A 19,463-nucleotide genomic window follows, 5' to 3' on the forward strand; every position below is an offset into this window, starting at 1 on the left:
TCTGCTTAGATCGAAGGGTTAAATCGATATCCAAAAAAAAGCCGGGTCGTCTGGGGAGACGGCCCGGCCTTTTTGGCAGTGAGGGAGGTGCTTACTGCACTTCTACCGCCAGGCTTTCACTGATCTTTTGCTGCCAGATCGCAGGGCCGGTGATGTGCACCGACTCGCCCTTGCTATCGACCGCAACGGTCACAGGCATGTCTTTGACGTCGAACTCGTAGATCGCTTCCATACCCAGTTCGGCGAAAGCTACCACGCGGGATTTCTTGATGGCTTGCGCCACCAGGTAAGCCGCGCCGCCGACAGCCATCAGGTAAACGGCTTTGTGGTCCTTGATCGCTTCGATTGCGGTCGGGCCGCGCTCGGATTTGCCGATCATGCCCAACAGGCCGGTTTGCTCGAGGATCTGACGGGTGAACTTGTCCATCCGCGTCGCGGTGGTAGGACCAGCAGGGCCGACCACTTCGTCACCGACCGGATCGACCGGGCCGACGTAGTAGATGAAGCGACCTTTCAGATCCACCGGCAGGGTTTCACCCTTGTTCAGCATCTCGACCATGCGCTTGTGCGCAGCGTCGCGACCGGTGAGCATTTTGCCGTTGAGCAGGACGGTTTCGCCCGGCTTCCAGCTCTGCACTTCTTCCGGTGTCAGGGTATCGAGGTTGACGCGACGGGCCGACGGACCTGCTTCCCAGACGATTTCCGGGTAGGCGTCCAGCGGTGGCGCTTCCAGCGAGGCCGGGCCGGAACCGTCGAGCACGAAGTGGGCGTGACGGGTGGCGGCGCAGTTGGGGATCATGCACACCGGCAACGAAGCGGCGTGGGTCGGGTAATCCATGATCTTCACGTCGAGCACGGTGGTCAGGCCACCCAGGCCCTGGGCGCCGATGCCCAGTTGGTTGACCTTCTCGAACAGTTCCAGGCGCATCTCTTCGATACGGTTGGACGGGCCGCGCTTCTTCAGCTCGTGAATGTCGATGGACTCCATCAACACTTCCTTGGCCATGACGGCGGCTTTCTCGGCGGTGCCGCCGATGCCAATGCCGAGCATGCCCGGTGGGCACCAGCCGGCGCCCATGGTCGGAACGGTCTTCAGCACCCAGTCGACGATCGAGTCGGATGGGTTGAGCATGGCCATTTTCGACTTGTTCTCGGAGCCGCCGCCCTTGGCCGCCACGTCCACTTCCACGGTGTTACCCGGAACGATGGAGTAGTGGATAACGGCCGGGGTGTTGTCCTTGGTGTTTTTGCGAGCGCCCGCCGGGTCGGCGAGGATCGAGGCACGCAGGACGTTTTCCGGCAGGTTGTAAGCCCGGCGCACGCCTTCGTTGATCATGTCGTCCAGGCCCATGGTGGCGCCATCCCAGCGAACGTCCATGCCCACGCGCACGAACACGGTAACGATACCGGTGTCCTGGCAGATCGGGCGGTGGCCGGTAGCGCACATGCGCGAGTTGATCAGGATCTGCGCCATGGAATCGCGGGCTGCCGGCGATTCTTCACGCAGGTAGGCCTCGTGCATCGCCTGGATGAAATCCACGGGGTGGTAGTAGGAAATGAATTGCAGGGCGTCGGCAACGCTCTGAATCAGGTCGTCTTGCTTGATCACGGTCATGAGTCGCGCTCCTCTAAAAGACGGGAACATTCAATAAGGTGCTTGCAGCTTGGGTGCATCGGTCGGTTGCAAGCACCTTTCAAGGCACGCCGGGCATGCTGGCGCGACGCTAAAAAGGCGCGGCAGTATACCGCGCCTCGATGGCCTGTACACGCACCTGATTTTGTGGCGAGAGGGCTTGCCTGTGGCGAGGGGGCTTGCCCCCGTTGGAGTGCGAAGCGCTCCCCGACATTCTTTCTGGTACACACACACACACACACACATACCGCATTGGCAGGTTTTACGACTGCTGCGCAGCCGAACGGGGGCAAGCCTCCTCGCCACAGGTTATCCCGAACTCGGGTCATGGCTTTGACGCCAGTTTTTTGCCCCAAAAATTGAATGGTCATTTATCAGACTCGCCACTAAAGTGGCATTCGGCTTGTAGAGTAGGACACTCGGGCAGCCTCCTTTCTCACGGTGAATCAACGATTGACCCATAACGCCATCCAGCGGCTTTTGCTCAAACGCTTTGCCCTCGCAGCTGGCACCTACGCCCTGGCTTTGCTGCTGCTGTGGCTGGCGTTTTTCACCGGTCACTACCAAGAATCCGCCACCGGCATGGCGATCGGCAGCGCGTTGGTAGTGCTCAGCCAGGCGGCGTTGTTCGCGGTGTTCTCCAGCGGCCGCAACCTGCGCTTTTCCGACCCGAGCCTGACCGAAGTGCAAATACTGCTGGGGCTGGGTTGGCAAACCTGGCTGATCGCCCATCTGGACGAGGCACGCGGCGCGTTTCTGGTGTTTTACCTGCTGATTCTGTTGTTCGGGTTGTTTCATCTGTCGCGCACGGCTTTCGCCCGTTGCGCGTTTCTGGTGTTTTTCAGTTTCAGCGCCATCACCTTGTGGGAGGGCTACCACTTTCAGCTGCCCGATCCGACGCTGGCCCTGTTGCAAGTGTGCGTGCTGTTTGTGGTGCTCGGGTGGCTGGTGTTTTATGCCCGCTACGTGCAGATGTCGCGCCAGCGTATGCGTCAGCGGCGGTTCGCCTTGCAGGCGCATCAAGACACCCTGCGCGGAATGATGCGCCAGCTCGAAGACCTGGTGGCGACCGACGAACTCACCGGGCTGTTTAACCGCCGACATTTCCTGCGCCTGGCCTCCCGCGAGTTGAACGCCATGGAAACCGATGTGGTGCATGGCCTGGCGTTGATCGACCTCGATCACTTCAAACGCATCAACGATGTTCACGGCCATGCCGCCGGCGATCAGGTGTTGCAAGCGTTCGCCGGGGTGGCCACCGCCTGCCTGCGCGATGGCGATATTCTGGCCCGCTATGGCGGTGAAGAGTTCGTGGTGCTGTTGCCCGATTGTGATCCCGAACGTCTGACCGCTTGCTGCGAACGATTGCGCGTTGCCTTTATGGATGTGGAGATGATCGGCCTCAATGTGCGTCACCTCAGCCTGTCGGCGGGCATGACGTTGCTGGAACTGGGTGACGATCTGGATGACGCCTTGCACCGCGCCGATCAGGCGCTGTACCGCGCCAAGCGGGATGGCCGTAACCGTTGCGCGGCGGCCTGGGAGAATGTCGATGCCTGAGTTACGGGTCGGCGAACGCCAATGGACGGTGGCGCCGGGCAGCAACCTGCTCGATGCCTTGAATCAGAACGGCGTGTCGGTGCCCTATAGTTGCCGCGCCGGCAGTTGCCATGCGTGCCTGGTTAAATGTGTCGAGGGCTTGCCCAGCGACAGCCGTCCAGATGCCTTGAGCAATGAGCAGCGTCAGCAGGGTTGGCGGCTGGCCTGTCAGTGCCAGGTGGTCGATGATCTGCAAATCGAAACTTTTGACCCGCTGCGTGACGGGCTTGCCGCTCAGGTAGCCGCCAGCGATTGGCTGAGCCCCAGCGTTTTGCGTTTACGGCTGACCAGTGAGCGACCGTTGCGCTATCAGGCGGGGCAGCATCTAGTGTTGTGGGCGGGCCAGGTGGCGCGGCCGTATTCTTTGGCCAGTCTGCCGGAAGAAGACCGCTTTCTGGAGTTCCACCTCGATTGCCGTCAGCCGGGGGAATTCAGTGATGCGGCGCGTTGCTTGAAAATCGGCGACCCGATCCGCCTCGGCGAGTTGCGCGGCGGGGCACTGCATTACGATCCGGACTGGTACACCCGACCGCTGTGGTTATTGGCGGCTGGCACCGGTCTGGGGCCGTTGTTCGGTATTTTGCGCGAAGCGTTGCGTCAGGATCACCAGGGCGCCATTCGTGTCATTCATCTGGCCCATGATGCCGATGAACATTATCTGGCCAAACCCCTGCAAGCCATGGCCGCCAGCCGTCCGAACCTGAACATCGAGCTGTGGACGGCGGCCGAGTTGCCCGCGGCTTTGGCGCAACTGCGCCTTGTTTCGCGGCAAACCCTGGCCTTAGTCTGCGGGGCCCCCGACAGCGTCGACGCCTTTGCCCGGCGCCTGTACCTGGCCGGTTTGCCGCGCAATCAACTGCTGGCGGATGTCTTTCTACCCCGTGGTTGAGCGCATCGTTTAACGACGCGAGACTCACCATGCCCGATACCATCCGATTTGAACGCGAGCGCGGCCTGCTGACCCTGCGCATCAATCGCCCCGAGAAGAAAAACGCCCTGACTCGCGCGATGTACAGTCACCTGGCCGAGGCCCTGAAACAAGCCGATACCGATCCTGAAATCAATGCGGTGTTGATCACCGGTAGCGCTGAGTGTTTCACCGCCGGCAACGACATCTTTGATTTCCTTCAGCAACCCCCAAGCAACCTCGACAGCCCGGTGTTCCACTTCATGCTCAATTTGCTGGAGTGCCGTAAACCGGTGATCGCCGCCGTGGCCGGTGCGGCGGTGGGGATCGGCACGACGATGCTGCTGCATTGCGATCTGGTTTACGTCAGCTGTGATGCGCGGTTGCGCATGCCATTCGTCAATCTTGGGTTGTGCCCGGAGTTTGGTTCCAGCCTGATCCTGCCGCGTCTGCTCGGGCATGCCAAAGCCGCGCAGTTGTTGCTGCTCGGCGAAGCGTTCAGTGGTGAACAGGCGGCCGAGTGGGGGATCGCGACTGAAGCCTTGGGCAGTGGCGAAGCGGCGTTGGCCAAGGCGCGGGAGATGGCGTTGCGATTTGAATCGCTGCCAGCGGAGGCGGTGCGGATCAGCAAGCAATTGATGAAAGCACCGGATCGAGAACTGGTGCGCAAGGTAATAGAAGAGGAGGGCGCGTTGTTCACCCAGCGGCTGCGTTCGCCGGAAGCGATGGCGGCGTTGACTGGATTCATCAAACGCCATTGAATTTTTCGCTGACTGTACTGGCCTCATCGCGGGCAAGCCCGCTCCCACAGGGATTGCGGGTGTCCACAAATCGAATTTCAACACAAATCCTGTGGGAGCGGGCTTGCCCGCGATGAGGCCCGCCCAGGCAACACAACTTTCGGATCAAAAACCAAAAAGCCCCACCATTCACATGGCGGGGCTTTTGTTTTTCAGCGAGCGATCACTCAGACCATCGGGTCGCCAACGTGCAGGATTTTCATCCCGTTGGTGCCGCCGGTGGTGTGGTAGCTGTCGCCCTTGGTCAGGATGACCCAGTCGCCTTTCTCGACCACACCCAATTTGAGCAACTCGTCGATCGCGGCCTGGCTGACTTGCTCAGGCGGCAGCGATGCCGGGTCGAACGGTACGGTGTAGACGCCACGGAACATGGACGCGCGGGCCTGTGTTTCGCGGTGCGGGGAGAACGCGTAGATCGGCACCGAGGAACGGATGCGCGACATGATCAACGGCGTGTAGCCACTTTCGGTCAAAGCGATGATCGCCTTCACGCCCGGGAAGTGGTTGGCGGTGTACATGGCCGCCAGCGCGATGCTCTGGTCGCAGCTTTCGAAGACTGTGCCGATACGGTGGCTGGAGGTCTTGCTGGTCGGGTGCTTTTCAGCACCGACGCAGATGCGCGCCATGGCCTGTACGGCTTCCAGCGGGTACAAACCGGCAGCACTTTCGGCCGAAAGCATTACGGCGTCGGTGTAGTCGAGCACGGCGTTGGCTACGTCGGACACTTCGGCGCGGGTTGGCATCGGGTTCTGGATCATCGACTCCATCATCTGGGTCGCGACGATCACAGCCTTGTTGTGGCGGCGTGCATGCAGAATGATTTTCTTCTGAATGCCTACCAGCTCGGCGTCGCCGATTTCCACACCCAAGTCACCACGGGCAACCATCACCGCGTCGGAGGCTTTGATCAGGCCGTCGAGGGTTTCGTCGTCGGCCACGGCTTCGGCGCGTTCGATCTTCGCCACCAGCCAGGCAGTACCGCCGGCTTCGTCGCGCAGTTGACGGGCGTATTCCATGTCGGCGGCGTCACGTGGGAAGGACACCGCGAGGTAGTCGACTTCCATTTCGGCTGCGAGCTTGATGTCGGCCTTGTCTTTCTCGGTCAGGGCCGGTGCGGTCAGGCCGCCACCGCGACGGTTGATGCCTTTGTGGTCCGACAGCGGGCCGCCGATGGTCACGGTGCAATGCAGCTCGGTGGCGGTGGCGGTATCGACGCGCATGACCACGCGGCCGTCGTCGAGCAGCAGCTCGTCGCCCACGCCGCAGTCTTTCACCAGGTCCGGGTAGTCGATGCCGACCACTTGCTGGTTGCCTTCGGTCAACGGATGGCTGGTGGAGAAGGTGAATTGATCACCGATCTTCAGCTCGATCTTTTTGTTGGCGAATTTGGCGATACGAATTTTCGGGCCTTGCAGGTCACCCAGCAGGGCGACGAAGCGGCCATGCTTGGCGGCTAGGTCACGCACCAGCTTCGCGCGAGCCTTGTGCTCGTCGGGGGTGCCGTGGGAGAAGTTCAGACGGGCGACGTCCAGGCCAGCAAGAATCAACTGTTCGAGAACTTCCGGCGAGTTACTGGCCGGGCCAAGGGTAGCGACGATTTTGGTACGACGGACGGACATGCAAAGACTCCTGAGTTCAAGCGCAAGCAGAGGCTACTATGGTCTTTGGGTGTAGTCATTGTTCGTTTGCACTACTTATTGCTTTCTTTATTGAACCCGACAACTTTGCAGCAAGCCCTCCTGAAGATTTCCGACAACGGGTCGATACAGAGCTCAAGACAGGAGATCCCCCATGCGATTCGTGCTCATTGCCGTTCTTGCCCTCAGTGTTGTGGGCTGCACCCGTTGGTCGATGAACCATCATTTGAATAACGCCTACAGCGCCTATGAGCGCGGCAACTGCGAGCAAGTGATGCTCGAACTGTCCAAGGTCGAGCGCGCCAGCCGCGCACGGCCTTATGTGTGGCCGGAAGTGTCGATGATGCGCGGCCAGTGCCTGGAGCGGCAGAAAATGTTTGTCGACGCGGTCCAGACTTACCAGTTCATCATCGCCTCGTACCCGCAGAGCGAATACGCGTATCGCGCCCGTGCCCGCCTGGAAACCTTGCAGAGCCTGGGGCATTACCCGACTCGCAGTGCGGCGGCGGTGCGCCCGACCCGGTTCTGATTGAAGCGGCTGGCTGACCGGCGGCGGTGAGCTATAGTCGAATAGATCGGTTTAGAGCCTTGTTTCTAATTCGAGGTAACACCTGTGATCGGCAGCAGTAAGCGGCAGCGGATGGATGGACTGTCGCACCAGGATCGGGGAGAGCGCGGCTTATGCCTATAAAGCAGTAGAGCAGGCCCCGTTCCGAAGCATTAGTGCGGCCCTGCTTAAGGGCCTTGCGTAGCGAAATCAGCATGTTCACTGACCGCCGGATCGAGCGGCATCAACTGCCGTATTTTCTCAAAGTGTTCAACAGCGTCACCGACAAGCCCATTGGCTTTCTGGGCAATCTGTCCGAGGACGGGCTGATGTTGATCAGCCAGTTGCCAATGATGGTGGGCGCCGATTTTAATCTGCGCCTGAAAATCCCCATGGATGGCCATTGTCAGCAGGTGATCGACCTCAATGCCTGCTGCCTGTGGTGCCACGAGGACGAAACCCCTCACCACTATGACGCCGGCTTCAGCCTGCAACAGGCACCGCCGGAATATGGGCAATTGGTCGAGGCACTGAAGCAGTACTTCAGTTTTCAGCCTTTGCCGGCCTCTGCCTGAACAGCAAAAGATCGCAGCCTGCGGCAGCTCCTACATTGAACGTATTCGCCGCCATTAACTGCGGATGAACATAGAGATTGATGCTCACCGCACTATCGCGGATGAACATCAATCCCTGTAGGAGCTGCCGAAGGCTGCGATCTTTTGATCTTGACGTTACGTCGGCTTAATCGCCCGCTCGCTTTCCAGCAACCTTTCCGCCAACAACAACCCCATCTCACTCATCTGATAAATCGCCATCGCCAGATGCCGCGGCTTGTCGTCCAGGCTTTCAGCCAGGTCGAGCAGCAGAATGCTCACCGAAGAAAAGGTTTCATAGGTTTGGATGGCGAGGGCTTCGGGATTGGCATTGGCTACGACGGTAAACATCTTCATGGATCGTTCCTCTGTGGTGCGTTCGTCGGCAAAGCACGGTTTAGTGTTTTCCCGTTTGAGATAGTGATCTAGGGCCCTGTCGGCAGCTTCGCGGAGTTTTCTCAAGTCGAGGGTGGGGTAGGGCGAACGGGAGGTGGTTTTGAGTGGGTTGAGTCGGGGCGTTATCACGGTTAACTCCTTGTTGGGGCTGCCACCGATTCGGAAATAACGAATGGGCGGCGGCGACAGGAGAACCTTATGTCGGGATGGACACCACCCACAATCAGACTGGGTCGCTGATATTTGTAGGCAGAGGCGCTTCATTCTGTAGTCATTAGCGCAGTTATTTGAGAAGCCTGATGGGAGAGGACAACAGGCAAATTACCGGCCATGAACGTCAGTTTTTACACGGCAGAGCTTATTGCCCCTCGTTACTGCACGATCAGGAGCATCGGGTAATGCTTAGGAGAAACTACAAATATTGAAGGTTAGCTAGCCATTAGAGTCAGGTTTTTTTGGGATCTGTAATTCTTTAAAATCGGTTGAGATAGAAATAAGTGCCAAAGAGATAAAGTCTTGGTTTACATCTAGCGTTTGTAAGGCACATCGGACGTTATCCGATATTTCGGCAGCCCCTTGCTGCGCCACCCAATTCGATAGTTCCTCTACAGCGGCACGCAATGCCAGTTGGTTCTCATTGAGCTGCGTTAGCACTGAAGCGAATAGTTTTGGCTCGTCCATGATTGATTCCTTGTGATAGAGATATCAGATTCTTAAGTGGGGCTGCTTCTCGTAATTACTCTGGGATGAGAGCTAGTCATACGTGCTCGCACATCATATTCATATGGAGTCGCGACACGACTATTTTATATCAGATTGGCCATTACATCGTTCCAGCCTTTTTCCATCCCAAATACCGCGACACCATCTCGGCCCCCAGTTCTGAGGGCCGAGCATCCAGCACCGGAACTCCATGAGCACTCAACCGCTCATGGAGCTCTGCCCGTACATTCATATAATCCACTGTCCCGCAATAGGCCAGTGCCTCGGGCAATGTTTGTACCGGAGCGTGCCGCAGACTGTCGAGCACCTCTTCATGCAGGCTGCCTACTAACACCCGATGCTGACGGCTCAGCCGTTTGACGGCGGCAAGAAGTTCTTCGTCGTCTTCATCCCTCAGGTTAGTTACCAGCACCACCAGTGCCCGGCGTTTTTGTCTGGTTAATAACTGGTTGGCGGCGGCCAGATAGTCGGCGGGGCATTGTGTGCTGTCGAGATCGTAAACGCTGTTGAGCAATACGTTGAGTTGACCAGTGCCTTTGATCGGGGCGAGGTAGCGCGGCTGATGGCTGGCGAAGGTGCTCAGGCCCACCGCATCGCCTTGGCGTAGAGCGACGTAGCTGAGCAACAGGCAGGCATTGAGTGCATGGTCGAAGTGCGACAGTTCATCATCCTGGCTACGCATGCGCCGCCCGCAATCGAGCATGAAAATGATCTGCTGATCACGCTCGTCCTGATACTCACGGGCAATCGGTGTGCGTTGGCGTGCAGTGGCTTTCCAGTCGATCTGGCGCAGACTGTCGCCTTCTCTGAATTCGCGCAGTTGATGAAACTCCAGACCCAACCCGCGGCGTTGACGTTGGCGCACGCCGAGTTGGCTGAGCCAGTTATCCACCGCCAGCAGTTGGCCACCGTAGAGGCGAGCGAAGTCGGGGTAGACGCGGGTGTTGTCGACTACGTTCAGTAGACGTTTGCCTGACCATAGGCCCATTGGGCTTGGCAGGCTGATTTCGCAGTGTTCGAAGGTGAAGTGGCCGCGCTTGAGTGGGCGCAGGCGATAGCCGATCTGGCTCTGTTGGCCGGGTTGCAGTTCGACGGACAATGGAAGGTATTCAAAGTCCAGGCCGTGCGGCACATGGTCGAAGATGTGCACGTTCAGCGGTTGTGCAAAATCGTGCTCGACCTCCAGTCGCACTTCGCCCCATCGACCGAGCGCCAGGCTGCCAGGCATTTGCCGTTGTACGTGAGGCGAGGGCAGGTTTTTGAGGCGGATGGCGTCGATGATCGCCAATGCCAGCAGTGCTGACAGTAATCCCCAGTTGATCGCCAAAAGGCTCGATGGAACTGCGATGTCCAGCGCCCGCAATGCGCCCAGCACGATGCCGATGGCCAGCAGGGTTGCGAGCCAGATCAGCAGCAGCCGGGACGGTTTCATGGTGTGACACCGTGTTGCCTGCTGAAAAGATCGCAGCCTTCGGCAGCTCCTACAGGAGACCGCATTCGGCGTAGGAGCTGCCGCAAGCTGCGATCTTTTCTTGGGGCGACGCGGATCTCGATCATGGTGTTCACAGCCGTGGCGCCGGTACTTGATCGAGCAATTGCCGGAGCACCTGATCGACTTCCAGCCCTTCGATGTCCAGCTCCGGGGCAATTCGCACACGGTGACGCAGAACGGCCAGTGCGCAGCCTTTGATGTCATCGGGAATCACGAACTCGCCGCCGCGCAACAAGGCCCGGGCGCGGGCGCAACGCACCAGGGCGATTGATGCGCGTGGCCCGGCGCCGAGGGTCAACCCCGGCCAGGTCCGGGTGGTGCGGGCCAGGCGCACCGCGTAATCGAGTACCTGATCGTCCATTGGCAGATCGCTGGCAATGCGCTGTAAGGCCAGCACGTCCTTGGCTTGCAACACGGTGCGCAATGGTTGCACATCAAGCATGTCGGCCCGGGTCGAGCGGCTGACCTGGCGCACCATGTTCAATTCCTGCTCGGCATCGGGGTAGTCCATGCGCACCTTGAGCATGAAGCGGTCGAGTTCGGCTTCCGGCAGTGGATATGTGCCTTCCTGCTCGATGGGGTTTTGCGTGGCGAGCACCATGAACGGTTGCGCGATGGGCAGGGCGCGGCCTTCGAGGGTGACTTGGCGTTCCTGCATGGCTTCGAGCAGCGCCGCTTGGGTTTTCGCCGGAGCGCGGTTGATCTCGTCGGCCAGCAGCAGGTTGGTGAATAGCGGGCCTTTGCGCAGTTTGAATTGCTCGGTTTGCAAGTCATACACCGCGTGCCCGGTGACATCGCTGGGCATCAGGTCCGGGGTGAACTGGATGCGTGCGAATTCGCCGCCGAAGCAGCGGGCGAGGGCGCGCACCAACAACGTCTTGCCCAACCCCGGCACGCCTTCGAGCAGTACATGGCCGCCGGCGATCAGGGCGGTAAGCACATCGTCGATCACGATGTTCTGGCCGATCACGGCTTTTTGCAGTTCCGTCCTTATCGCTTGGGCCAACTGGCTGGCGCGCTGGCGCTGCTGGGCGGCGTGGGTCTGTGTGCCGGGCTCGATCTGTTCACTCATAAGGCGTTCCTCAAGGTTTGCAGGTGGGCGACCTGACGGCTGAATTCAGCGCTGGGCAGCCGCTGCTTCGGTCGCGGGCTCATGGCCTGGCTGATGGCGCGTGTGGGTTGGCCAGTCAGGCGTGCGAGCACCAGCCATTGTTCGGCAACGCCGAGTTGTTCAAAACCGGGATGACGGTGACGGACACGACGCAGGATGTCTTGTTGCAAGGCTTGCAACAGGCTGTGCTGACCGTTGTGGCGGAGCATGAAATCAGCGCTGGCACGCAGGTGTTCCTGAAGCTGGCGGCGGGCTCTCGGGGCCGGCTCCAGCAACGGGCCGTTGCGCACGCCGACGTGCCAGAATCCAAAAACGATCAAGGCGATCAGGGCCACCAAGGCTTGTGGAAAGTAGCGCCACAGCAAGGTCAGCAAGCTGTCGTGATCGGTATTGAACAGCAGGGTCACGGCTGTGTCGGCCGTCAGGTACCACAGCAGCCAGGCGTTGTCGTACTGGTCGATGGCCGGGGTTTTCCAGAGGTCGGCGTCGGTGACCACGGTGATCGAACCGAGCCCGTGAGTCAGCTGCATCATGTGCGTGGCTTTGCCGCTGTTGGCCCAGGCCTGGGCGAGGTTTTTCGGGTCGTCGAGGTGGAACGCGGTATCGAAGCCGACGTAGGCCGGCGCCTCTTCGTTTTCCAGGTAGAGCTTGGTCAGTTTGGGGTAGGGGTCGTCGACAGGATCGGGCGGCGGTTCCTTGAGGTCTTTGCTCAGGGACTGGTGAAGCTGCACCCGGTCGAGCAGCAGGTCATTGCTCTGACCGGTCTTCTCATCCCACAGGGCTTCGGCGACGAATAAAAGGCGCCCACCGGCGCGGGTCCAGTTCAGTACCTGATCCACCTGTCGTGGTGACATGTTCGACCGATCGCCGAGCAGCAACAAACTGCGCTGGTGAGGTTCGAGGGTCGGCAGGATGTCGAGGCTGTTGGCATGGCTGACGGTCAGGCTCTGTTTGCGCAGAAAATGCTCGGCCGCCAGATAGGGGTTGGCTTGGGCTTCGGGGGATGGGCCGTGATCGATTTCTGCTGGATAGGGTATGGCCTTGAAATACAGGTAAACGCTCAGCGCACACACTAGCAGGGCGATGAACGCACCGACTGAAAGCCACAAGCGCCGGTTCAACGCGCCGCTCCCGGGCCGAACAACGCGCGCCAGCCATCACAGAGTTCCTGTTGCAAATGCGCGGGGGGCAATCGATGCCCATAGGCCATGTTCTGCCAGTGCCCAGTGAGGTTTTTACTGAAAGCCAGCAACGCAGGTTGTTGCAATTGTTCAACGCGCTGAAGAACTTCGCCTTCGGTGTCGGCGGGTTTGAGCGCCATGTTGAAATCGTGCAGCAAGTGGCTGAGCAGGGCGCGATAGAGCAACCCGAGGGCTTCACGGGGATTGGTTTGCCAGAGGCTTTCGGCGCTGGCTGCGATGTCGGCGGGCAGGGTTTCGCGGTTGAGGTCCAGGCCGAATGCCTGCTGCGGTAATGGCCGCGCGACTTTGCGATTTAACGTGGGTCGGCGGCTGACGAAGGCCTGTAGCCAGTCGCGGTAACGCCAGATCAACAGCCCAATGGCACCGATTACTGTGCCCCACAGCAACACCTCGATCAGGTTGGCCAATACGCCAAAGCGTTGGCTGTCCATCAAGCTGAGCAGCGCCTTCAGCCATGCGGGCGTTTGACCATTGTCCGCAGTGTCGGAGGCGGGTTTGTCTTCGCCAAAACGATAGCGCGTTACCGTTTCCTTGTTCTTGAAGGGGGGCTGATCGAGGATGGCCTTGATGCTGTCCCGGGAGGCCTGGCTGGTCAGTGGTTGTTCCAGCAAACGCGGACTGTCCGGCGTGATAACCGGTTCGGCGGCCCAGACGCTTTGCGTCGTCGGCACCAGCAGGATCGCGGCCAGCAGCAGCGTGACAACCGCGCTGGCCAAGCGTTGGCGCAATCGGCGAAAGACCAGCTCGATATCCCAGGCTTCCAGCCGCGTGCGCCGGTTCAGATAAAGGCTGAAACCGCAGGCCACATAGATCGGTTCCCAGACAATCAGCACCAGAACGTAAAAGGTATTGGTCAGGTGTTCCAGCCAGCGCCAGTCTTGGGTGGCGGCGGTGATCAGGGTCTGCCAGCCCCAGTCGAGTTCGACCTGTTGCGGCAAGAGCATATAGAACAGCACCATCAAGCCGATCCACAGCGCGGTTTCCAGATGCACGCCGATGATCGTCAGCCACTGGGCGGCGCCCGCGTTGCGTTGCAGCAACACGCGCAAACGTTGTTGGCGTTCTTCGCCCGCCAGACCTTCGAGTTGCACCACCGGCATCAGAAAACTGCGGCTCAGGCTCAGGCGGCGCCAGGTCAGGCTGGCCAGCAGTTGCGGTTTGAGCAGCCGTGGCCATTGGTGCAAGGCCTGTTTCAGCGTGGGGGTTTCGCCGAACATGGCTTTGGACAGGATGTACAGCGGCAGCCGATCGAACGCCGGTTTGAGCCACCAAAACAGGAACACGGCGAGGGAGGGCGAATCCCACAGCAGCAAGGTGAGCAGGGCGAAGACCGGCAAGGTCACGATCGCCCAACTGGTCATCAACAGGCGTCGATGGCGCTGACTCAGCAGCACTCCCAGGTCCATGGCTTCCCAGGTCGTGCGCGGGCGGATCACCACAGTGGCATCACTCAGGCGCATGGCGAGTCCGTCCGGCGAACAGCAGATAAGTCGCCACCAGGCACCAGAGCGCTGCGCCGACCAGGTATTTGGTCAGCGGCGCGAGCCCGGTCCGCGACGACCAGTAGGCTTCGATAAACGCCGCAATCAGCAGAAACAGCATGACCCCGCAAATCAGCAACACGCTCTTGCGCGCTGCCAGTTGCAGGGCTTCGGCGCGGGGCAAACGCCCCGGCGCGATCAAGGCCCAGCCCAGTTGCAGGCCTGCGGCGCCAGCCAGGGCAATGGCGCTCAGTTCGAAGGCGCCATGGCCAATCACGAACGACCAGAAGGTTTGCCCATAGCCGATGTGCGTCAGGTGCCCGGCCACCGCACCGATCATCAACCCGTTGAAGAACAGGAAAAACGCGCTGCCCAGGCCAAACAGCAAACCGCTGGCGAAGGTCTGAAAGGCGATGCCGATGTTGTGCATGATGTAGTAACCGAACATCACCCAGTCTTCACTGGCCGCCCGTTCGGCCGAACGTCCCAGGTGGCCGGCGACGGGGTCGTACATGCTTTGCATCTCACTGACCTGCTCGGCCGGGATCAGGTTGTAGATCAGGTCCGGGAACAGATACACCAGCAACGCGATGCCGATCAGGCTGCCAAAAAACATCAGGCTGGCGGCAAGCACGAAACGCCACTGCTCACGCACCAGTCGCGGGAAATCGGCGAGGATGAAACTCAACACGTTGGCACCCAGTCGACTGCGATGCCGATAAAGCTGTTGATGCCCGCGCAGGACTTGTTGCTGCAATGAGTCGATCAGGAAACTGCTGTAGCCGCGCTCCTGAGCCAGGGCCAGGTGTTGGCAGATCCGTCGATAATCGCTGGGGAAACTGGCGACTCCAGAGGCGCTCTTGCCTCGTTCCAGCCGTTCAAGCATGAGTGCAAACTGCTCCCATTCGGCGCTGTGGCGACTTTCGAACAGGCTTTGCTTCATGTGGGACCCAACAGGCGACGGGCGATGCCGTTGAGTTCGGCCTTGGCCTGTGGCTTCGATACCTGCAACGGTTGCGCGAGTATCGAGGCGAGCTCGTTGGCCCGCGCCTCGGAGAGTTCACCTTGGCGTTCGGCAAACCCGAGGATGGCGCGTTGTTCGGTCAGCGTCAGCGCGAAAGCAGCGCGCCGCGGCGGGACGTCGGGCAGCTGCGGTCGGGTGAGCGGTTGTTCGCGGTAGATCACCAGCGTACCGGCGGCCAGGTCGCCGAGGCGTTTGAAGGAGGGATGTTGCAGGCAGCTGATCGCCCCGAGAAAGTAGCCGAACGGCAACATGTCGACAAATCGCAACAGGTTGCGCAACAAGGACGCGGACCAGCCGATCGGCGTGCCATCGTCATGCACTACGCGCAACCCCATCCATTGCTTGCCCGGCGAGCGGCCCTGATTGAGCACCTCGAACAGCACCATGTACCACCAGCTCACCACGAACAGCAAAATCGAGCCAAGCCCTGCACCGAGTTTTCCCAGAAACGCCAACACCATAAACAGCAGGCCCAGGATCAAACCGCGCAGACCCAGGTCGATGGCGAACGCCAGCGCACGTACCATCAACCCGGCCGGGCGCAGCGGCAAGTCGATGCCTTCGGGCGTTTCGACGTGATACCGCGTGTCCAGTGGCGGGGCCAGCGTCGCGTTCCTTTGCAGTGCTGTGGTCTCGAGCATGGGCAACCTTGATGTGGCCTGGTCCGTCGGATGCTAGCAGCCTCTCGGGGGAAAACGACATAACTATGTATTGCACAGTGCGTGGTCAGAGATGATTGAATGACAAGATTGCTGGTCGGGGCGCCGTGTGTGCGCCTAGACTTCGCCGGTCTTCAGTTCAGGAACAACCCGTGACCTCGATCTTCTGGTACGACTATGAAACCACTGGCATCAACCCCCGTTGCGACCGCCCGCTGCAAGTGGCGGGGATTCGCACCGACTTCGATCTCAATGAAATAGACGAACCGGTCAATCTCTACTGCCAGCCCAGCGACGACATCCTGCCTCATCCGGCGGCGTGCGCGATCACCGGTATTACGCCCGGCTGTCTGGCTGAACGGGGTTTGAGCGAAGCCGATTTCATGACACGGGTTCATGCCCAACTGGCGGCGCCGGGCACTTGTGGGGCCGGGTACAACACGCTGCGTTTTGACGACGAGATGACCCGTTACAGCCTGTATCGAAACTTTTTCGATCCTTATGCACGGGAGTGGCAGGGCGGCAACAGCCGCTGGGACTTGATCGATGTGGTGCGCGCAGCCTATGCCTTGCGTCCCGATGGCCTTGTCTGGCCCAAGGACGACGAAGGGCGAGTCACGCTCAAACTTGAACGTCTGACCGCCGCTAATGGCATCGATCACGGGCATGCACACGAGGCGCTGTCGGATGTTCGCGCCACCATCGCCCTGGCGCGTCTGATTCGGGAAAAACAGCCGAAGTTGTATGACTGGCTGTTTCAACTGCGAAGTAAACAAAAGGTCATGGATCAAATTCGGCTGTTGCAGCCGATGGTGCATATTTCCGGGCGCTTCTCGGCTGCCCGCAGCTATGTGGGGGTGGTGCTGCCGTTGGCCTGGCATCCACGTAATCGCAACGCGCTGATTGTCTGTGACCTGCACCTGGACCCTCAGGGGTTGCTTGATCTGGATGCCGAAACCTTGCGTCAGCGGCTTTATACCCGTCGCGATGACTTGGCCGAAGGTGAACTGCCGGTGCCGCTCAAGCTCATACACATCAACAAGTGCCCGGTAGTGGCGCCGTTATCGGTACTTCGTCCTCTGGACCAGCAACGTTTGGGACTGGATATGGCGCTTTATCAGGAGCGGGCGCTGCGGCTAAGTGACGCACAACAAGTTTGGCGAGATAAAGTGTCAGACATTTACTCCAGCGACGATTTCTCTCCGAGCCAAGACCCCGAGCAACAGTTATACGACGGTTTTATCGGTGATCGGGACCGGCGTCTATGTGAGCAAGTCAGAGCCGCCGACCCTGCGCAATTAGCACAAGAACAGTGGCCTTTCGATGATGAACGTTTGCCTGAATTATTGTTTCGTTATCGCGCACGCAACTTTCCCGATACGTTGAGCCTGGAAGAGCAAGAACGCTGGCGAATATTCTGTCAGAAACGTTTGTGTGCACCTGAGTGGGGCGCGCCAAATACGCTGGATAGTTTTCTGGAGGTGGCGGCTCAATTGATGACTAGTGCTACATCGTTTCAGCGAGAGGTTCTGGATGAATGGCAGAATCATGTCCAGACATTACGCAAACGTTTGAGTCTTTGAAAACGACAATAGTCTGCGCTTGAATTCCAGGCATAAAAAAACGCCAGCATTTGCTGGCGTTCTTTTGGTCGCGGATGAGTCTGCGACACGCTTGCGGCTTAGCCCAGCAGGGTAGCCCAGCTTTCAACCACGTCACCGCCCCACTTGGCTTTCCACTCTTTCAGAGTCTTGTGGTTGCCACCTTTGGTTTCGATGACTTCGCCGTTGTGCGGGTTTTTGTATTGTTTAACTTTGCGAGCACGCTTGGTGCCGGTAGTTTTTACTGCGCCGCCACGTGGAGCCTTGGTTTTGGACTCTGGATCCAACAGCGCGATGATGTCACGCAGGGATTTGGAGTATTCGCCCATCAGGGTGCGCAGTTTGCCTTCGAATTCCAGCTCGGTTTGCAGTTTGTCGTCTTGGGACAGATTCTTCAAACGGGCTTGCAGCTCTTTGATAGCTTCTTCGGTGGCGCGATATTCGTTGATCAAGGACATGAGGACTACCTTATGTTGGGCGCTGGATGGCAGGGTGACAGTGCGACAATAATAGTCAGGGTGTTTCATCAAGTAAACATTTAACCGGAGTTTTATTTAAATTAGTTGCGGCATAGGACACACATTGGAGTGACAGTTAAATAGCGTCACAAATATTCACAGTTGAGCTCTTGAAGATTGCCCGCAAGAACACCATCGCGTGGGGCAGCCTGGTGCTTGCAGAACCTGTACCGGACCTGCGGGCAAAGCCAAACGTCATCAATACTGCAGTTTTGCTGCGTAATCGCTAGAATAGCGGCCTTTGCGAAGTTCTGGAGTTTCCCCCTCATGCGCACTTTTCGGCTAGTGATTGCTTGCCCGGACCGCGTCGGCATCGTTGCTAAAGTCAGTAACTTTCTGGCGTCACATAACGGCTGGATCACTGAAGCGAGCCATCACTCGGATAATCTCAGTGGCTGGTTCTTCATGCGTCACGAAATTCGTGCCGATTCGCTGCCTTTCGGTATCGAAGCCTTTCGCGAAGCGTTTGCACCGATTGCCGAAGAGTTCTCGATGGACTGGCGCATCACCGATACCGAGCAGAAGAAACGCGTGGTGTTGATGGCCAGCCGCGAATCTCACTGCCTGGCCGACTTGCTGCACCGCTGGCACAGCGACGAACTGGACTGTGAAATCGCCTGCGTGATTTCCAACCATGATGATTTGCGCAGCATGGTCGAGTGGCACGGTATTCCTTATTACCATGTGCCGGTCAACCCACAGAACAAGGAGCCGGCCTTCGCCGAAGTCTCGCGTCTGGTTAAGCAGCACGAGGCCGAAGTGGTGGTACTTGCCCGTTACATGCAGATTCTGCCGCCCGAGTTGTGCAGCGAATACGCCCATAAAGTCATCAATATTCATCACAGCTTCTTGCCGTCGTTTGTCGGCGCCAAGCCGTATCACCAGGCTTCGATGCGCGGTGTGAAGTTGATCGGCGCCACTTGCCACTATGTCACCGAAGAGCTGGACGCCGGTCCGATCATCGAGCAAGACGTAGTGCGCGTGAGTCACAGCGATAGTATTGAAGACATGGTGCGCTTCGGCCGTGACGTCGAGAAAATGGTGCTGGCCCGTGGTCTGCGTTATCACCTGGAAGACCGGGTGCTGGTGCATGGCAACAAAACCGTCGTGTTCTGATGGTCTGCTGATCATTGCTGATCGTTCCCACGCTCCGCGTGGGAATGCATCCTGTGACGCTCTGCGTCACCCCCGGCAGCAGACGCGGAGCGTCGAGGGCTGCATTCCCACGCAGAGCGTGGGAACGATCCAGAGGACATAACCATGGCCGATCCATTGGACAAAGCCACTTCCAAAGCACCCGCCATATTGGGTGAGGGATGTTTGAGTCGCTATGACCCGGATGACCTGAGCCCCGAAGACGGCACGGAGTTTCCCGGTGCCGCCGAGTTGTGGGAGCAGTTAAGTGGCGAGGGGGCTTGCCCCCGTTCGGCGGCGCAGCCGTCGCAGGGTTTGCCTGAACGAATGCCGGGGGCCGCTTCGCAGCCCAACGGGGGCAAGCCCCCTCGCCACAGTGTGTAGGAGTTGCCAAAGGCTGCGATCT

Annotated in this window: 19 protein-coding genes; 8 read left to right on the forward strand and 11 right to left on the reverse strand. The window is 59.2% G+C overall.

The features are described 5' to 3' along the window. Positions 1-91: 91 nt before the first annotated feature. Positions 92-1,615, reverse strand: coding sequence for a fumarate hydratase (locus F6R97_RS21145; protein WP_038981925.1), 1,524 nt, complete (start codon positions 1,613-1,615; stop codon positions 92-94). Between the two features lie 471 nt (positions 1,616-2,086). On the opposite strand from F6R97_RS21145, the gene F6R97_RS21150 reads away from it, so the two are divergent. The 3 genes from F6R97_RS21150 to F6R97_RS21160 are packed head-to-tail and all read left to right on the forward strand — an operon-like array spanning position 2,087 to position 4,900. Next, positions 2,087-3,193: a sensor domain-containing diguanylate cyclase gene (locus F6R97_RS21150; protein ID WP_038981926.1), complete on the forward strand. Its 1,107-nt coding sequence runs from the start codon at positions 2,087-2,089 to the stop codon at positions 3,191-3,193. After that, positions 3,186-4,121, forward strand: coding sequence for an iron-sulfur-binding ferredoxin reductase (locus tag F6R97_RS21155; protein ID WP_038981927.1), 936 nt, complete (start codon positions 3,186-3,188; stop codon positions 4,119-4,121). Before F6R97_RS21150 ends, F6R97_RS21155 begins: the two co-directional genes overlap by 8 nt. A 29-nt stretch (positions 4,122-4,150) precedes the next feature. After that, entirely contained in the window at positions 4,151-4,900 is a 750-nt protein-coding gene (locus F6R97_RS21160) for an enoyl-CoA hydratase-related protein (RefSeq protein ID WP_315867038.1), read from the forward strand. Positions 4,901-5,106: 206 nt separating this feature from the next. Here F6R97_RS21160 and pyk read toward each other — a convergent pair whose 3' ends face one another. Further along, positions 5,107-6,558 (reverse strand): pyruvate kinase, encoded by a 1,452-nt coding sequence (gene pyk, locus F6R97_RS21165; RefSeq protein ID WP_048395611.1) that lies wholly within the window; start codon positions 6,556-6,558, stop codon positions 5,107-5,109. 172 nt (positions 6,559-6,730) lie between these two features. Between pyk and F6R97_RS21170 the strand changes: the two genes are divergently transcribed. Together F6R97_RS21170 and F6R97_RS21175 are read left to right on the forward strand one after the other, a co-directional pair. Then, positions 6,731-7,105: a tetratricopeptide repeat protein gene (locus F6R97_RS21170; protein WP_038981930.1), complete on the forward strand. Its 375-nt coding sequence runs from the start codon at positions 6,731-6,733 to the stop codon at positions 7,103-7,105. Between the two features lie 233 nt (positions 7,106-7,338). After that, complete coding sequence (locus F6R97_RS21175) at positions 7,339-7,698, forward strand: PilZ domain-containing protein (protein ID WP_038981931.1); 360 nt, start codon at positions 7,339-7,341, stop codon at positions 7,696-7,698. 156 nt (positions 7,699-7,854) lie between these two features. Here F6R97_RS21175 and F6R97_RS21180 read toward each other — a convergent pair whose 3' ends face one another. From F6R97_RS21180 to F6R97_RS21215, 8 genes are all read right to left on the reverse strand, one after another. Then, a complete protein-coding gene (locus F6R97_RS21180; RefSeq protein WP_050682556.1) occupies positions 7,855-8,241 on the reverse strand; it encodes a DUF6124 family protein in 387 nt (128 codons plus the stop codon). Positions 8,242-8,544: 303 nt separating this feature from the next. Continuing rightward, positions 8,545-8,793: a hypothetical protein gene (locus tag F6R97_RS21185; protein WP_050682555.1), complete on the reverse strand. Its 249-nt coding sequence runs from the start codon at positions 8,791-8,793 to the stop codon at positions 8,545-8,547. A 142-nt stretch (positions 8,794-8,935) separates the two neighbouring features. Then, the gene (locus F6R97_RS21190) at positions 8,936-10,267 is read right to left on the reverse strand and encodes a DUF58 domain-containing protein (protein WP_050682554.1); all 1,332 of its coding nucleotides are present in this window, start codon (positions 10,265-10,267) and stop codon (positions 8,936-8,938) included. A 130-nt stretch (positions 10,268-10,397) separates the two neighbouring features. Continuing rightward, positions 10,398-11,399: an AAA family ATPase gene (locus F6R97_RS21195; protein ID WP_038981936.1), complete on the reverse strand. Its 1,002-nt coding sequence runs from the start codon at positions 11,397-11,399 to the stop codon at positions 10,398-10,400. Then, positions 11,396-12,559 (reverse strand): DUF4350 domain-containing protein, encoded by a 1,164-nt coding sequence (locus tag F6R97_RS21200; RefSeq protein ID WP_315867039.1) that lies wholly within the window; start codon positions 12,557-12,559, stop codon positions 11,396-11,398. Before F6R97_RS21200 ends, F6R97_RS21195 begins: the two co-directional genes overlap by 4 nt. After that, a complete protein-coding gene (locus tag F6R97_RS21205) occupies positions 12,556-14,100 on the reverse strand; it encodes a DUF4129 domain-containing protein (RefSeq protein WP_315867040.1) in 1,545 nt (514 codons plus the stop codon). The genes F6R97_RS21200 and F6R97_RS21205 overlap by 4 nt, the downstream gene beginning before the upstream one ends. Continuing rightward, a complete protein-coding gene (locus F6R97_RS21210; protein WP_315867041.1) occupies positions 14,087-15,064 on the reverse strand; it encodes a stage II sporulation protein M in 978 nt (325 codons plus the stop codon). Before F6R97_RS21210 ends, F6R97_RS21205 begins: the two co-directional genes overlap by 14 nt. Next, positions 15,061-15,786: an RDD family protein gene (locus F6R97_RS21215; RefSeq protein ID WP_315867042.1), complete on the reverse strand. Its 726-nt coding sequence runs from the start codon at positions 15,784-15,786 to the stop codon at positions 15,061-15,063. The genes F6R97_RS21210 and F6R97_RS21215 overlap by 4 nt, the downstream gene beginning before the upstream one ends. A gap of 170 nt (positions 15,787-15,956) precedes the next feature. Here F6R97_RS21215 and sbcB point away from each other — a divergent pair, with 170 nt between their 5' ends. After that, positions 15,957-17,387 carry an exodeoxyribonuclease I gene (sbcB, locus tag F6R97_RS21220; RefSeq protein ID WP_315867043.1) on the forward strand — a complete coding sequence of 477 codons (1,431 nt, stop codon included), beginning with the start codon at positions 15,957-15,959 and terminating at the stop codon, positions 17,385-17,387. Between the two features lie 98 nt (positions 17,388-17,485). Here the strand turns inward: sbcB and mvaT are convergent, their stop codons facing one another. Next, a complete protein-coding gene (mvaT, locus tag F6R97_RS21225) occupies positions 17,486-17,863 on the reverse strand; it encodes a histone-like nucleoid-structuring protein MvaT (RefSeq protein ID WP_007903853.1) in 378 nt (125 codons plus the stop codon). A 327-nt stretch (positions 17,864-18,190) separates the two neighbouring features. Here mvaT and purU point away from each other — a divergent pair, with 327 nt between their 5' ends. Together purU and F6R97_RS21235 are read left to right on the forward strand one after the other, a co-directional pair. Beyond that, positions 18,191-19,039 (forward strand): formyltetrahydrofolate deformylase, encoded by an 849-nt coding sequence (gene purU / locus F6R97_RS21230; protein ID WP_007903852.1) that lies wholly within the window; start codon positions 18,191-18,193, stop codon positions 19,037-19,039. Positions 19,040-19,183: 144 nt separating this feature from the next. Further along, positions 19,184-19,441 carry a hypothetical protein gene (locus F6R97_RS21235; RefSeq protein WP_315867092.1) on the forward strand — a complete coding sequence of 86 codons (258 nt, stop codon included), beginning with the start codon at positions 19,184-19,186 and terminating at the stop codon, positions 19,439-19,441. Positions 19,442-19,463 lie beyond the last annotated feature (22 nt).

The organism is Pseudomonas sp. JV414 (genome assembly GCF_032424305.1).
In the GTDB taxonomy this organism is placed as follows: Bacteria; Pseudomonadota; Gammaproteobacteria; order Pseudomonadales; family Pseudomonadaceae; genus Aquipseudomonas; species Aquipseudomonas lini.

Coding starts and splice junctions, on each gene's coding strand:
- F6R97_RS21145 (WP_038981925.1), bottom strand. CDS start 1,615: ATGACCGTGATCAAGCAAGACGACCTGATTCAGAGCGTTGCCGACGCC.
- F6R97_RS21155 (WP_038981927.1), top strand. CDS start 3,186: ATGCCTGAGTTACGGGTCGGCGAACGCCAATGGACGGTGGCGCCGGGC.
- F6R97_RS21160 (WP_315867038.1), top strand. CDS start 4,151: ATGCCCGATACCATCCGATTTGAACGCGAGCGCGGCCTGCTGACCCTG.
- pyk (WP_048395611.1), bottom strand. CDS start 6,558: ATGTCCGTCCGTCGTACCAAAATCGTCGCTACCCTTGGCCCGGCCAGT.
- F6R97_RS21170 (WP_038981930.1), top strand. CDS start 6,731: ATGCGATTCGTGCTCATTGCCGTTCTTGCCCTCAGTGTTGTGGGCTGC.
- F6R97_RS21175 (WP_038981931.1), top strand. CDS start 7,339: ATGTTCACTGACCGCCGGATCGAGCGGCATCAACTGCCGTATTTTCTC.
- F6R97_RS21185 (WP_050682555.1), bottom strand. CDS start 8,793: ATGGACGAGCCAAAACTATTCGCTTCAGTGCTAACGCAGCTCAATGAG.
- F6R97_RS21190 (WP_050682554.1), bottom strand. CDS start 10,267: ATGAAACCGTCCCGGCTGCTGCTGATCTGGCTCGCAACCCTGCTGGCC.
- F6R97_RS21195 (WP_038981936.1), bottom strand. CDS start 11,399: ATGAGTGAACAGATCGAGCCCGGCACACAGACCCACGCCGCCCAGCAG.
- F6R97_RS21205 (WP_315867040.1), bottom strand. CDS start 14,100: ATGCGCCTGAGTGATGCCACTGTGGTGATCCGCCCGCGCACGACCTGG.
- F6R97_RS21210 (WP_315867041.1), bottom strand. CDS start 15,064: ATGAAGCAAAGCCTGTTCGAAAGTCGCCACAGCGCCGAATGGGAGCAG.
- F6R97_RS21215 (WP_315867042.1), bottom strand. CDS start 15,786: ATGCTCGAGACCACAGCACTGCAAAGGAACGCGACGCTGGCCCCGCCA.
- mvaT (WP_007903853.1), bottom strand. CDS start 17,863: ATGTCCTTGATCAACGAATATCGCGCCACCGAAGAAGCTATCAAAGAG.
- purU (WP_007903852.1), top strand. CDS start 18,191: ATGCGCACTTTTCGGCTAGTGATTGCTTGCCCGGACCGCGTCGGCATC.
- F6R97_RS21235 (WP_315867092.1), top strand. CDS start 19,184: ATGGCCGATCCATTGGACAAAGCCACTTCCAAAGCACCCGCCATATTG.